General features: G+C 73.3%; 3 protein-coding genes. All 3 read left to right on the top strand.

Annotation, left to right across the window (positions count from 1 at the left end):
- Positions 1 to 5,942, top strand: a 5,942-nt coding sequence (locus ABD126_RS38410; RefSeq protein ID WP_343940581.1) for an amino acid adenylation domain-containing protein, incomplete at its 5' end; no start/stop codon positions are given.
- The gene (locus ABD126_RS38405; RefSeq protein WP_343940579.1) at positions 5,927 to 10,267 is read left to right on the top strand and encodes an amino acid adenylation domain-containing protein; all 4,341 of its coding nucleotides are present in this window, start codon (positions 5,927 to 5,929) and stop codon (positions 10,265 to 10,267) included. The genes ABD126_RS38410 and ABD126_RS38405, both read left to right, overlap by 16 nt.
- The coding region (locus ABD126_RS38400) for an amino acid adenylation domain-containing protein (RefSeq protein ID WP_343940577.1) at positions 10,260 to 15,078 on the top strand (4,819 nt) is incomplete at its 3' end. The genes ABD126_RS38405 and ABD126_RS38400, both read left to right, overlap by 8 nt.

Genomic DNA, 15,078 nt, shown 5'->3' with positions numbered 1-15,078 from the left:
TGTGGATGCAGGACGAGTACGGCCTGACCGCTGATGATCGGGTGTTGCAGAAGACGCCGTCGAGTTTCGACGTGTCGGTGTGGGAGTTCTTCTGGCCTCTTATCACCGGTGCGACCTTGGTGGTGGCGAAGCCGGAGGGTCACAAGGACCCGGCGTATCTGGCGGACCTGATTGATCGTGAGCGGGTCACGACGGTGCATTTCGTGCCGTCGATGTTGAGGGCTTTCGTGGAGTCTGGTGCCCGGCCGGAGGGCTTGCGGCGGGTGATGTGCAGCGGCGAAGCCCTTCCGTCCGACCTGGGCCGCGCCCTGCCGCACACGCACAACCTCTACGGCCCGACGGAAGCGGCTGTGGACGTGACGTACTGGCCGGTGACCGAGGGCGCTGGTCAGGGCACGGTGCCGATCGGCCGGCCGGTGTGGAACACGCAGGTGTACGTCCTGGACCGCCACCTGCGCCCGGTCGCGCCCGGCGTGGTGGGCGAGCTGTACCTGAGCGGCGTCCAACTGGCCCGCGGCTACCTCAACCGCCCGGCGCTGACGGCGAGCCGTTTCGTGGCCAGCCCTTTCGCGGCTGGTGAGCGCCTGTACCGGACCGGTGATCTGGTGCGCTGGACCGGTGACGCCCTGGAGTACTTGGGTCGCACGGACGATCAGGTGAAGTTGCGTGGTTTCCGCATCGAGCTGGGGGAGGTCGAGGCGGCGCTTACGGCTTTGCCCGGCGTCCGAGCGGCAGCGGCGACCGTCCACACCGGCCGCCAACAGCTCATCGCCTACGTCGTGCCCGCCGAACCCGCCGGTGCCGCCGCGTCCGCCGGTGCCGCCGAACCCGCCGGTGCCGCCGCGACTGCCGGTGCTGCCGAGCCCGTCGGTGGGGCGGAGATTGTCGGTGGTGTGTGGGAGAATGGTGTCGGGGGCCGGAGGCCGGCGCTGGACACCGCCGCCCTGCGCGCGGCGCTCGCGGAGTCGTTGCCCGAGCAGCTCGTTCCCTCGACCATCGTGGTGCTGCCCGAACTCCCGCTCACCCCGAGCGGCAAGCTGGACCGCAAGGCGCTGCCCGAGCCGCAGGTCGCCGACGCCACCGCCGACGCCACCGCCGACGCGCCCCGCGACCCGCGCGAGGAGATCCTGGCGGAGCTGTTCGCCGACGTCCTCGGCCTCGACCGGGTCGGCCGCGACGACGACTTCTTCGCCCTCGGCGGCCACTCGCTGCTCGCCACGCGCCTGGTCAGCCGCATCCGCCGGACCCTCAACGTCGACGTGCGCATCCGGGCGATCTTCGACGCGCCGACCGTCGCCTGCCTCGCGCGCCGCCTGGAAGGCACCACCGCTCGACCGCCGCTGCACGCCCGGCCCCGCCCGGACGTCGTGCCGCTCTCGCCCGCGCAGCGCAGCCTGTGGTTCCTCTACGAGCTGGAGGGCCCGGACCCGGCCTACAACATCCCGCTCGCCGCGCGCCTGACCGGACCGCTCGACGCCGACGCCCTCGACGCGGCGCTCACCGACGTGGTCACCCGGCACGAGTCGCTGCGGACCCTGCTCGACGCGGTGGGCCAGCACGTCCAACCGCCGCAACAAGTGCGGTGCACTCGTCGGACCGGTGACGACGTGGCCGGCTTCGTCGCGGAGGTGGCGCGGCGGCCGTTCCGGCTGGACGTCGAGATCCCGATCCGCGCGGAACTGCTCGCGGTCGACGCCGAGGACCACGTGCTGGTCCTGGTCGTCCACCACTCCGCTGCCGACGAGTGGTCCGCCCGGCCGCTGCTGCGCGACCTGTCCACCGCGTACGCCGCGCGCCGCGCCGGCCGTGCCCCGGAGTGGTCGCCGGTGCCGGTGCAGTACGCGGACTACACGTTGTGGCGGCAGGAGATCCCGGTCGAGGACCAGCGCGCGTACTGGACGCGGCGGCTGGAGGACGTGCCGGAGGAACTGCCCCTGCCGACCGACCGGTCCCGACCGCACCGCCCGACCCGCGCGGCCGGCAGCGTCACCGCCACCTTCCCGGACGGCCTCGCCGACCGGGTGCGGGCGTTGGCGCGCAAGCTCGGCGTGACGGAGTTGATGGTCGGCCAGGCCGCGACCGCCGTGCTGCTGTCGGCGCTGGGCGCGGGCGAGGACGTCCCGCTGGGCACGCCCGTCGCCGGCCGCACCGACGCGGCGTTGGACGACCTGGTCGGGTTCTTCGTCAACACGGTGGTGTTGCGCACGGACGTGTCCGGTGACCCGACGTTCCGGGAGCTGCTGGCGCGGGTGCGCGACAGCGACCTGGACGCGTTCTCGCACCAGGACCTGCCGTTCGAACGGGTGGTGGAGGCCGTCGCGCCGCCCCGTGCGCCGGGACGGCACCCGCTGTTCCAGGTGATGGTGTCGCAGCGCGACGTCACCGCGACCGACCTGAGCCTGGCCGGCGTGGACGTGCAGCCGTTGGACGCCGGCGTGACGGGGGCGAAGTTCGATCTGGCGTTCCACTTCGGACCGGACGACTGCCAGGTGACGTTCGCGGCGGACCTGTTCGACCCGCCGACCGTGGACGCCATGGCCCGCCGGCTCGTCCGAGCGCTGGCGGCGCTGGTGGACGCGCCGGACCGCAAGGTCGGCTCGGTGGACCTGCTGGACGACGACGAACGCGCGCTGCTGGCGTCGTTCAACGACACGGCGGAGGAGCGCCCGGTCACGACGCTGACCGCGATGGTCGAGGAGCAGGTGGCCCGGACGCCCGACGCGCCGGCCGTGGAGTTCCACGACGAGCGGCTGACGTACGCGGAGCTGAACGACCTCGCCGACGCGCTGGCCGTGCGGCTGGCGGCGGTCGGGGTGGGGCCGGAGCGGACCGTCGGGATGCACTGGGAGCGGTCGCTGGAGCTGGTGGTCGGGCTGCTGGCGGTGGAGAAGGCCGGTGGTGCCTTCGTGCCGCTGGAGCCGTCGTGGCCGGCGCGGCGCATCGCGGAGGTGGCGGCGAGCGCGGGCCTGACGGCGGTGCTGAGCGGGCCGGGGCACGACGGGCCGGTGCGTGACCTGGGCGTTTCGGTGCTGCACGTGGAGTTGGGCGGCCTCCGGCCCCCGTCTCCAGTGTCGCACGGGGGTACGACAATTCCGGTCGAGGTGGCGGGCGCTGCTGGTGCGGGAGAGGCGGCGGCTGCGGCGGGCGCGGGGGAGCTGGCGGTCGCGGGGGAGCTGGAGGTTGCCGGGGGAGCGGCGGCTGGCGGCGAGCTGGCGGGCGCTGGGCAGCAGGCGGGTGCGGCGGGCGCTGGAGAGCTGGCACGTGCGGCGGGCGTTGGGGGACCGGCGAGCGTTGGGCCCGAAGGGTTGGCGTACGTCATCTACACCTCCGGTTCTACCGGGACGCCCAAGGGGGCGATGATCCGGCATCGGGCCATCACGCACCGGTTGCTCTGGCAGCGGGAGATGTTGGGGTTCGGGCCCGGGGACGCGGCGTTGTTCAAGGCTCCGCTCGGGTTCGACATCTCGATCAACGAGGTGTTCCTGCCGCTCGTCACGGGCGGCAAGCTGGTCATCGCCGAGCCCGGTGGGGAGCGGGACATCGAGTACCTGCTCGGGCTGATCGAGCGGCACCGGGTGACCTTCACCTACCTGCCCTCCTCGATCCTCGACCTGCTGGTCCAGGTGGACGGGTTCGCCGAGCGCGGTCGGTCGCTCAAGCACGTCTGGTGTGGTGGGGAGGTGCTCACGCCCGAGCTGTTCCAGCGGTTCCGGGCGGTCAGTGACGCGGTCATGTACCACGGGTACGGGCCCGCCGAGGCGACCATCGGGGTGAGCCACGTCGTCTACCGGGAGCCGGACGCCATGCGGCGGGCGGTGTCGATCGGGCGGCCCAACGGGAACACCCGGCTCCACGTGCTGGACCGCTACCTGCGGCAGGTGCCGGTGGACGTCCCGGGCGAGCTGTACGCCGGCGGCGTCTACCTCGGGCGCGGCTACATCAACGACCCGCGCCGCACGGCGGACCACTTCGTCGCGGACCCGTTCGGGCCGCCCGGCGAACGGCTCTACCGGACCGGGGACCTCGCGCGGTGGCGGGCGGACGGCACGTTGGAGTTCCTCGGGCGCGCCGACAACCAGATCAAGATCCGGGGCATGCGGGTCGAGCTGGAGGAGATCGAAGCGGTCCTCGAACAGCACGACGGGGTCCGGCGCGCGGTGGTCCTGTTGCGCGACAAGAAGCTCGTCGGGTACTGCCTCGGGTCCGAAGTGGACGGTCTCGCCGACTGGCTGCGGACCCGGCTGCCCGACCACATGGTGCCGCAGCGGTTCGTGTTCCTGGACGAGTTCCCGTTGCTGCCCTCGGGCAAGGTCAACCGCAAGGCCCTGCCCGAACCGGCGCCCGAACCGGTCGGCGGCGGCCGGGACGCCGAGACCGCCGCCGAGAAGCTGCTGTGCTCGCTGATGGCCGAGGTGCTGCGGGTGCCCCGGGTCTCGCCGGAGGACAACTTCTTCTCCCTCGGCGGCGACAGCATCCTGTCCATCCAGTTCGTCGGCAGGGCGCGCGCGGCCGGCCTGCGGATCTCGCCGCGCCAGGTGTTCGAGTTCCAGAACGCCGCCGCGCTGGCCCGCGCCGTCGGCGACCCGCCCGTCCAGCACGACGAGGACCGCGCGCTGGGCGTCGGCGAGGTGCCGCTGACGCCGATCATGCGGTGGTGGGCCGAGTCCGGCGACCCGCGCATGGCCCAGTCTGCGTTGCTGCGGGTGCCGCCGGCGTTCGGGCCGCAGGTGTTCGAGGAGGCCGTGCAGGCGCTGCTCGACCACCACGACCTGCTGCGGGCCCGTCTGGTGACCGGCGCGCTCCTCGTGCCGCCCGCCGGGACCGTCACCGCCGACCTGACCCACGTGCGGGTCGAGGGCGACCTGGAGCCTGTGGTGCGCGCGGAGCACGAGCGGTCGGTGGGCGAACTCGACCCGGCCGCCGGTGTGCTGCTGCGGGCGACCTGGTTCGACCTGGGGGAGAGCACCCCCGGCCGCCTGCTGCTCGTGCTGCACCACCTCGCCGTGGACGGCGTGTCCTGGCGCGTCCTGGCGGCGGACCTGGAGCAGGCCTTCACCGCCCGCCGCGAGGGCAACCCGGCCAAGCTGGAGCCGGTCCCGACCTCCTTCCGCTGGTGGGCCCGCAACCTGCCCGCCCCGGACGACGCCGAAGCCGACTGGTGGAACCGCGCCCTGGCCGTCGACCCGGCCGGAATGTCGTACCCCCGTGGGACAATGGAAACCGGGGGGCGTGGCCCACGCCCGACCGCGGGCCGCCACACCGTCGAGATCGGCGGCGAGCAGGCGGAAGCGCTGTTGCGCGAGGTGCCGGCCGCGTTCCGCACGGGCACGCAAGAGGTGCTGCTGGCCGCTCTCGCCACGGCCCTCGGCCGGCCCGAACGGGTCGCGCTGGAAGGCCACGGCCGCGAGGAGCACCTGGTGCCGGGCGCGGACCTGTCCCGCACGGTCGGCTGGTTCACCACCGTCTACCCGGTCCGCCTCGACCCCGCGCCCACCCCGGGCGACACCCTCAAGCGGGTCAAGGAAACCCTGCGCGCGGTGCCGAACAACGGCATCGGCCACGGCCTCCTGCGCGACCGCCCGACCGCCCCCGACCCGGAGATCGGCTTCAACTACCTGGGCCGCTTCGACGTCGGCGGCACCGACGGCTTCTGGGTGCCCGCGCCCGAGCGGCTGCCCGCGCCGACCACCCAGCACCGGCCGCTGGAGATCGACGTGGTGACCGAGGACCGCGCGGACGGTCCGGTCATCAAGGCCACCTGGTCCTACACCGACCACGACCGCCGGGTGGCGGACCTGGCCGGGAAGTGGCGGCGAGCGCTGGACGCGCTGGTCACCGAGGCCAGGGGCGGGGTGTCGGGGCTGACGCTGTCCGACGTCCCGCTGGTGTCGCTCAAGCAGGACCAACTCGACAAGATCGCGGCGAAATGGCGGAAGAAGTGAGCGACCCGATCGAGGACGTGCTGCCGCTGTCCCCGTTGCAGCAGGGCATGGTGTTCCACGCGGTCTACGACGAGACCGCCGACGACGTCTACACGGTCCAGTTCGTGCTGGGCCTGACCGGCGACGTCGACCCGGACCGGTTGCGCGCCGCCGCCCAAGCCCTCCTGGAGCGGCACGCCAACCTGCGCGCCGCGTTCGTGCACGAGGACGTGGACGAACCGGTCCAGGTGGTGCTGCGGGACGTCGAACTGCCCTGGCGCTCCCTCGAACTGACCGAGGACGAGTTCACCGACTTCCTCCGCGAGGACCGCGACCAGAAGTTCGAGTTGGACGACCCGCCGCTGCTGCGCATGACCCTGGTCAAGCTCGCGGACGGCGAGTTCCGGCTGGTGCTGAGCAACCACCACATCCTGCTCGACGGCTGGTCGCTGCCCCTGCTGGTCGGCGACCTGCTCGCCCTCTACCGGGGCACGCCGCCGCCCGCGCCCCGACCCTTCCGGGACTACCTGGCCTGGCTGGCGAACCGCGACCGGGACGCGTCCGCCAAGGCCTGGCGGGAGGCCCTGGGCGACCTCGAAGGCCCGACCCTGCTCGCCCCCGCGGCGCCGAAGTCGCCCACCCGCCCGGACAAGTTCCGCCTGGACCTGCCGCGGGAGCTGTCCGAACGCCTCTACGCCCGCGCCCGCGAGCACGGCCTGACCGTGAACACGGTCGTCCAAGGCCTGTGGGGTCTGCTGCTGGCCCGCCTGACCAACCGCGACGACGTGGTCTTCGGCGCGACGGTGTCCGGTCGCCCCGCCGACCTGCCCGGCGTGGAGGGCATGGTCGGCCTGTTCATCAACACCGTCCCGGTCCGCGTCCGGGTCGACGGCGCCCTGCGGGACGTGCTCAAGTCCGTGCAGGACGAGCAGGGGCGGCTGATCGAGCACCAGTACCTGGGCCTGACCGACGTGCAGCGCGCGGCCGGCCACGGCGACCTGTTCGACACGCTCGTGGTCTTCGAGAGCTACCCCGTCGACCGGGACGCGGTCGCCGAGGCCGAACGCGCCGCCGGCATCGCGATCAGCCGCGTCGAGGTCGAGGACGCCACGCACTACCCGCTGACGCTCGCGGTCGCGGCGGAGGAGCGGCTGTCGGTGGTGTTCGAGCACCGCCCGGACGTGTTCTCGCGGGACTGGGCGCGGGCGGTCGCGGGCTGGTTCCACCGGGCGGTCGAAGCCTTCGTCGCCGACCCGACCACCGAGGCCACGCGGGTCGGCCTGCTCAGCGCCGACGAACTGGCCGACCTGCGCCGCCACGGCACGGGCAAGGCGCTCGACGTTCCCGCCGCGACCCTGCCCGAGGTGCTGGCCGACCAGGCCCGCCGCACGCCCGACGCGGTGGCGGTCGTCGCGGGCTCGGACCGGCTCACGTTCGCCGAGCTGAACACCCGCGCCAACCAGGTCGCCCGGGTGCTCGTGCAGCGGGGCGCCGGGCCGGAGGAGATCGTCGCCCTGAAGATGCCCGCCGGGCCGGACATGCTGGTCGCGCTCGCGGCCGTGTTCAAGGCCGGCGCGGCCTACCTGCCGGTGGACCCGGAGTGGCCGGCCGAGCGCATCGACTTCATGCTCGCCGACGCCGACCCGGCGATCGTGCTGACCGACCTGCCCGACGTCACCGGCGTCCCGGGCGACGACCCGCCCACCGCGCCCCGGCCCGAGCACCCCGCGTACGTCATCTACACCTCCGGTTCGACGGGGACGCCCAAGGCGGTCGTCGTGCCGCACCGGTCGATCCGCAACCTGCTGGTCAGCCACCGCGCCGACCTGTTCGACCCGGCACGGGCGCGACTGGGCCGGCCGCTGCGGGTCGCGCACGCGTGGCCGATGGCGTTCGACGCGTCCTGGCAGCCGATGCTGTGGATGTTCGCCGGGCACGAGATGCACCTGGTGCCCGCCGACGTCCGCCGCGACGCCGACCTGCTGCGCGCGTTCCTCCACGACCACCGCATCGAGTTCGTGGAGCTGTCGCCGTCGCTGCTGGCGCAGGTGGCCTCCGAACCGGGCTGGCGCGGCGGGCTGAAGGTGCTGGGCGTGGGCGGCGAGGCGGTGCCGCCGTCGCTGTGGCGGTCACTGCGCGACGAACCGGACCTGGCCGTGTGGAACCTCTACGGGCCGACGGAGTGCACGGTCGACTCGGCGGCGTGCGACTTCGACCGCACCGAGAACCCGTGCATCGGCTCGCCGGTCGGCAACGCCCAGGCCTACGTGCTGGACCGGCACCTGCGGCCGTGCCCGGTCGGGGTGGAGGGCGAGCTGTACCTGGCGGGCGCGGGCCTGGCGCGCGGCTACCTCAAGCGGCCGGGCACCACGGCGGAGCGGTTCGTCGCCGACCCGTTCGGCCCGCCCGGCACCCGCATGTACCGCACCGGCGACGTGGCCCGGTGGAACGCCGAGGGCCTGATCGAACTGCTGGGCCGGGTGGACGACCAGGTCAAGATCCGCGGGTTCCGCATCGAGCCGGGCGAGATCGAAGCCGTGCTGCTGCGCGACGAGCGCGTGGAGCGGGCCGTCGTGGTGCCGCGCGAGGACGTGCCGGGCGTGAAGCGGCTCGTCGCCTACGTCGTCGCGAGCGGCACGGACGGCCTGCGGGAACGGGTCGCGGCGGCCCTGCCCGAGCACATGGTGCCCGCGGCCATTGTCGCCGTGGACCGGTTCCCGTTGACCCGCAACGACAAGCTCGACGTGAAGGCGCTGCCCGCGCCCGACTACACGACGAGTGCGTCCCGACCGCCCGCCGGCGACCGCGAACGCCGGATCGCCGACCTGTTCGCCGAGGTCCTGGGCCTGCCCGAGGTCGGCGCGGACGACAGCTTCTTCGCGCTGGGCGGCGACAGCATCGTGTCGATGCGGCTGGTCAGCAAGGCGCGCGGCGCGGGGTTGTCGTTCAGCCCCAAGGACGTCTTCGAGCACCGCACGGTCGCCGGCCTCGCCCGGGTCGTCCGCGACGCCGTCCACGGCGAAGCGTCCGACGCCGGGATCGGCGAGGTGCCGCTGACCCCGATGCTGCACTGGCTCAACGACAACGCCCCCTACGACCGGCTCAGCCAGGCGCGGCTGCTGTGCACGCCCGCCGAGCTGACCCGGGACGGGCTGGTGGGTCTCGTCGCGGCCCTGCTCGACCGGCACGACGTGCTGCGGGCGACGTTCGACGGCACCTTCACCGTCCGGCCGCGCGGAGCCGTGGACGCGGACGCGTGCGTGCGCCGGATCGAGGCCTCGGACCTGGAGCACGCCGACATCGCCGAACGGCTGCCCGCCGTGCTGGAGGAGGAGTTGGCCGGGCTGCGGCCCGCGACCGGCGAGATGGTCCGGTTCGTGTGGTTCGACACCGGCCCCACCCGCACCGGCCGCCTGCTGGTCCTGCTGCACCACCTGGTCGTGGACGGCGCGTCCTGGGGCGTGCTGGTGCCCGAGCTGGCCGACCTGTGGGCCGGGCGCGAACTGCCGCCGGTCGGCACGTCGTTCCGCGAGTGGGCGCTGGGCCTGACCGGGGCCGCCCGCGCCAGGGCCGCCGAACTGCCGCTGTGGCGGGACGTCCTGTCCGGCCCGGACCCGGTGCTGGGCGCCCGCCGCCTCGACCCGGCGGTGGACACCCGCGCCACCATGCGCGCCACCCGCACGTTCCTCGACGCCGACACCACCGCCGCGCTGCTGACCACGGTCCCCGCGCGGCACGGCGTCACCGTGGACGACGTCCTGCTCGCCGGCCTCGCGCACGCCGTGGCCCGGTGGCGCGGCACGGCCGACGACACCTCGCTGCTGCTGGCGCTGGAGGGCCACGGCCGGGAGGAGGCGGTCGTGCCCGGCGCGGACCTGTCCGGCACGGTCGGCTGGTTCACCAGCGTCTTCCCGGTCCGCGTGGACCCGGGCGACCTGACCGCGAGCGTCCACAAGGGACTCCTGCGGGTCAACGAGCAGCTCGCCCTGCCCGACAAGGGCATCGGCCACGGCCTGCTGCGCCACCTCAACCCCGACACGGCCGCGGAGCTGGCGGCCCTGCCCGAGCCGCAGGTCGAGTTCAACTACCTGGGCCGGCTCACCCTCGGCGAGCGCGCCGGCGAACCGTGGTCCGGCGCGCCCGAGGTGGGCGCGATGGGCGGCGGCGTCGACGACGACATGCCCGCGCCGTACTGCCTGGTGCTCAACGCGCTCGTGCGCGGCGACACCCTCGAAGCGGACTGGCAGTGGCCGGCCGCCCTGTTCAGCGAAGACCGGATCCACCAGCTCTCGCGCGAGTGGTTCGCCGCGCTGGCGCTGATCGCGAAGGAGACCCCTGGTGAGTGACCTGGCCGCCCGCAAGCGCGAACTGCTGCGCCGACGGCTGGCGCAGGCCGGTCTGGCGAGCACGACGCAGATCCCGAAGCGGACCTCCGACGACGACCTGCCGCTGTCCTACGCGCAGTCCCGCATGTGGTTCCTCCAGCAGCTCGCGCCGCACAGCCCGGCCTACAACGTGTGCCTGGCGATCGAGCTGCGCGGCGCGCTGGACACCGCCGCCCTGCACCGCTCGTTCCAACGCCTGGTGGAGCGGCACGAGATCCTGCGCACCCGCTACACCGCCGGCGACGACGGCGAGCCGCGCCAGGTCGTGGACCGGTACGCGGTGGTCACCATGCCCGAGTCCGACCTGCGCGGCCTCACCCCCGAGGAGCGCGAGCGGACCGTGCGCAAGGTCGCCCGCGCGGAGTCCGGGCACGTGTTCGACCTGCGCCGCGACCACCCGCTGCGGCTGCGGCTGTTGCGCCGCGCCGACGACGACCACGTGCTGGTGCTGACCGTGCACCACATCGCGTGGGACGGCTTCACCTTCAACACCCTGTCCCGGGACCTGTCCGCGCTCTACCGCGAGGACACCACCGGGCAGCCCGCCGGCCTGGAGCCGCTGCCCGTGCAGTACGCGGACTTCGCGGTGTGGCAGCGCAGGACGTTCACCGACGAGCGCCTGGCCCGCGACCTCGACCACTGGCGGCGCGCGCTGGACCCGATGCCGGAGAACCTGCCGCTGCCCACCGACCTGCCCCGCCCGGCCCTGCGCTCGGACCGCGGCGACCGCCGGTTCCGCACGTTCGACACCGCCGTGACCGACGGGATCGCCGAGTTCGCGCAGGCCCGGGGCGTCACGCCGTTCATGGTGGTGTTCGCCGCCTACGCCGCCCTGCTGGGCCGGTACACCGGCGCGACGGACGTGCCGATCGGGTCGGCGTCGATGAACCGCGACGCAGGCGGGGTCGAACGGCTCATCGGCAACTTCGGCAACACGCTGGTGCTGCGCGCGGACCTGTCCGGCGACCCGACGTTCGCCGACCTGGTGGCGCGCGTGCAGAAGGTGTGCACCGACGGCTACGCCCACCAGGAACTGCCGTTCGACCTGCTGGTGGAACGCCTGCGCCCGCCGCGCGTGCCCGGCCGGTCGGTGCTGTTCGACGTGATGCTGCTGTTCCTGACCCAGGGGTTGCAGGGCTTCCAGCTGCCCGGGGTGGAGGCGAGCTGGGAGACGGTGCACAACGACACCACCCAGTTCGACCTGGCGCTGGAGGCGTTCCTGACCGACGGCCGGATGCGCGTCGAGGCAACGTATTCGACGGAACTGTTCACCCCGGCGACCGTCGACCGCTTCCTGACCCACCTGGAACGCCTGCTCGCCGCCGGCCTCACCGGCCCCGACCGCCGGCTCAGCGAGCTGGACTTCCTCGACGCCGACGAACAGGCCTCCCTGGTCGGCCCGTCGGTGGACGTCGCCGAGACGACCCTCGCGGAGTTGTTGGCGGCACAGGTTTCCCGCACTCCCGACGCGACCGCCGTGGTGTTCGAGGGCTCGTGCACCACTTACGCCGAGTTGGATGCGCGGGCGTCGGAGTTGGCTGGTCGGTTGGCGGGTCGTGGTGTGGGTCGGGGTCATGTGGTGGGCGTGCGGATGGACCGTTCGCTGGACTTGGTCGTGGCTCTGGTGGGTGTGGTGAAGGCCGGCGCGGCTTATCTGCCGCTGGATCCGTCGTACCCGGCGGACCGCTTGGCGGTGATGATCGAGGACGCCCGGCCCACGGTGGTCCTGGAGCCGGGTTTGCTGAGCGGCGGCGAGGTTGCCGAGGTCGTCCCGCCCGGGCCGGGTGATGCCGCGTACGTGATCTACACGTCGGGTTCGACTGGTCGTCCCAAGGGTGTTGTGGTGCAGCACCGGGCGATCGTGAACCGGTTGTTGTGGATGCAGGACGAGTACGGCCTGACCGCTGATGATCGGGTGTTGCAGAAGACGCCGTCGAGTTTCGACGTGTCGGTGTGGGAGTTCTTCTGGCCGTTGATCACCGGCGCGACCTTGGTGGTGGCGAAGCCGGAGGGTCACAAGGACCCTGCCTATCTGGCGGACCTGATCGCCCGGGAACGCGTGACGACGGTGCATTTCGTGCCGTCGATGTTGAGGGCTTTCGTGGAGTCGGGTGCCCGGCCGGAGGGCTTGCGGCGGGTGATGTGCAGCGGCGAGGCGCTCCCGTCAGACCTGGGCCGCGCCCTGCCGCACACGCACAACCTCTACGGCCCGACGGAAGCGGCTGTGGACGTGACGTACTGGCCGGTGACCGAGGGCGCTGGTCAGGGCACGGTGCCGATCGGCCGGCCGGTGTGGAACACGCAGGTGCACGTCCTGGACCGGTTCCTTAAGCCGGTCGGGCCGGGGGTGGCGGGGGAGCTGTACCTGGGCGGGGTGCAACTCGCGCAGGGCTACCTGAACCGCCCGGCGCTGACTGCGGGTCGTTTCGTGGCGAGCCCCTTCGCGGCTGGTGAGCGCCTGTACCGCACTGGTGATCTGGTGCGTTGGACCGGTGATGCCTTGGAGTACCTGGGCCGGACCGACGATCAGGTGAAGTTGCGTGGTTTCCGCATCGAGTTGGGGGAGGTGGAGGCGGCGCTTACGGCTTTGCCCGGCGTGCGAGCGGCAGCGGCAACGGTCCACACCGGCCGCCAACAGCTCATCGCCTACGTGGTGCCCGCTGACGCTGCCGGTGCCGCCGCGTCCGCCAGTGCCGCCGAGACTGTCGGTGGTGCGTGGGAGAATGGTGTCGGGGGCCGGAGGCCGGCGCTGGACACCGCCGCCCTGCGCACGGTGCTCGCGGAGTCGTTGCCCGACCAGCTCATTCCCTCGACCATCGTGGTGCTGCCCGAACTCCCGCTCACCCCGAGCGGCAAGCTCGACCGCAAGGCGCTGCCCGAGCCCGAGCTGACCGCGACCACCCGGCACGAAGAACCGCGGACCCGCGCCGAACGCGCCCTCGCCGCCCTGTTCGCCGAACTCCTCGGCGTCCCCGGGGTCGGCCGCCACGACGACTTCTTCGCCCTCGGCGGCCACTCCCTGCTCGCCACCCGCCTGGTCGGCCGCATCCGAGCGGACCTCAACGTGGAACTGGCCATCGGCGAGGTGTTCGACGCCCCCACGGTCGCGGGCCTCGCGGCCCTGCTCGACGGCGGCGGTCGCAAGCGCCCCGCCCTCACCCCGATGCCACGGCCGCGCCGCACCCCGCTGTCCTCGGCCCAGCAGCGCCTGTGGTTCCTCTACCGCCTGGAAGGCCCGAGCGCGACCTACAACGTCCCGTTCGCCGTCCGCATCGACGGCCGCCTGGACGTGGACGCCCTCGGTCTCGCCCTCGCCGACGTCGTCCGCCGCCACGAAGTCCTGCGCACCGTCTACCCCGAGTTCGAGGGCAAGCCGTACCAGCAGGTCCTGGACGTCCTGCCGACCCTGATCATGGACGCCGGCGACCCGCGCGACGCCGCCGCCCGCAGGTTCGAACTCGACCGCGAACCGCCGTTCGAGGCGAGGCTCCACCGGGTCGGCGACCACCACGTCCTGTCCCTGCTCACGCACCACATCGCCAGTGACGGCTGGTCCGCTGAACGCCTGGTCGCCGACCTCGCCACCGCCTACACCGAACGCGAACGCGGCCGGACCCCCGGCTGGGCCCCGCTGCCGGTCCAGTACGCGGACTACGCGCTGTGGCAACGGGACCTGCTCGGCAACGACGCCGACCCCAAGAGCCTCGCCGCCGAGCAGCTCGCCCACTGGACCGCCGCGCTGGCCGGGCTGCCCGAGGAGCTCACCCTCCCGACCGACCGCACCCGCCCCGCCGAGGCGACCTACGCCGGTGACGCGGTGCCGTTCCGGCTCTCGCCGCGCACCCACCGGGCGCTGGCGGAGCTGGCCCGCCAGTCCGGCGGCACGGTGTTCATGACCGTGCAGGCGGCGGTCGCGGCCCTGCTCAACCTCCTCGGCGCGGGCGACGACGTCCCGATCGGCGCGCCCGTCGCCGGCCGCACCGACGCCGCCCTGGACGGCCTGGTCGGGTTCTTCGTCAACAACCTGGTGCTGCGCAACGACGTCAGCGGCGACCCGACCTACCGGCAGCTGCTGGACCGGGTGCGGCGCGCCGACCTGGCCGCGTTCGCCCACCAGGACCTGCCGTTCGAGCGGCTCGTGGAGGCGCTCAACCCGGCGCGGTCGCTGGGCCGGCACCCGCTGTTCCAGGTGATGCTCGCGTTCAACCGGGCCCGCGGCGGGCCGGTGCCGTTCGGCGCGGCGTCCCTGCGCGAGCAGCACGTCGACTTCTACACCGCCCGGCTGGACCTGTCGTTCCACCTGTTCGAGCACGGCGGCGACGGCGGCCTGGACGGCTGGCTGGTCTACGCCGAGGACCTGTTCAACCGGGCCACGGTGGAGGCCGTCGTCGCCCGGTTCGTCCGCCTGGTGGACGACCTGGTCGCGGCCCCGGACCGGCCGCTGTCCCGGTTCAGCGTGCTGACGCCGCGGGAGCGGGAGGCCGCCCTCGCCCGCACCACCGACCACCCCGTGCCGGCCACGACCCTCGCGGAGTTGTTGGCGGCACAGGTTTGTCGCACTCCCGACGCGACCGCCGTGGTGTTCGAGGGCTCGCGCACCACTTACGCCGAGTTGGATGCGCGAGCGTCGGAGCTGGCTGGCCGGTTGGCGGGTCGTGGTGTGGGTCCGGGTCATGTGGTGGGCGTGCGGATGGACCGTTCGCTGGACCTGGTCGTGGCTCTTCTGGGTGTGGTGAAGGCCGGCGCGGCTTATCTGCCGCTGGATCCGTCGT

The organism is Saccharothrix mutabilis subsp. mutabilis (assembly GCF_039521145.1).
Lineage (GTDB): Bacteria > Actinomycetota > Actinomycetes > Mycobacteriales > Pseudonocardiaceae > Actinosynnema > Actinosynnema mutabilis.
The sequence above is the reverse complement of the archived record's forward strand: the minus strand, read 5'-3'. Positions and strand labels throughout refer to the sequence as shown.

What these genes read in the sequence shown, in the direction of transcription:
- ABD126_RS38405 (WP_343940579.1), top strand. Translation starts at nt 5,927, where the DNA reads ATGGCGGAAGAAGTGAGCGACCCGATCGAGGACGTGCTGCCGCTGTCC.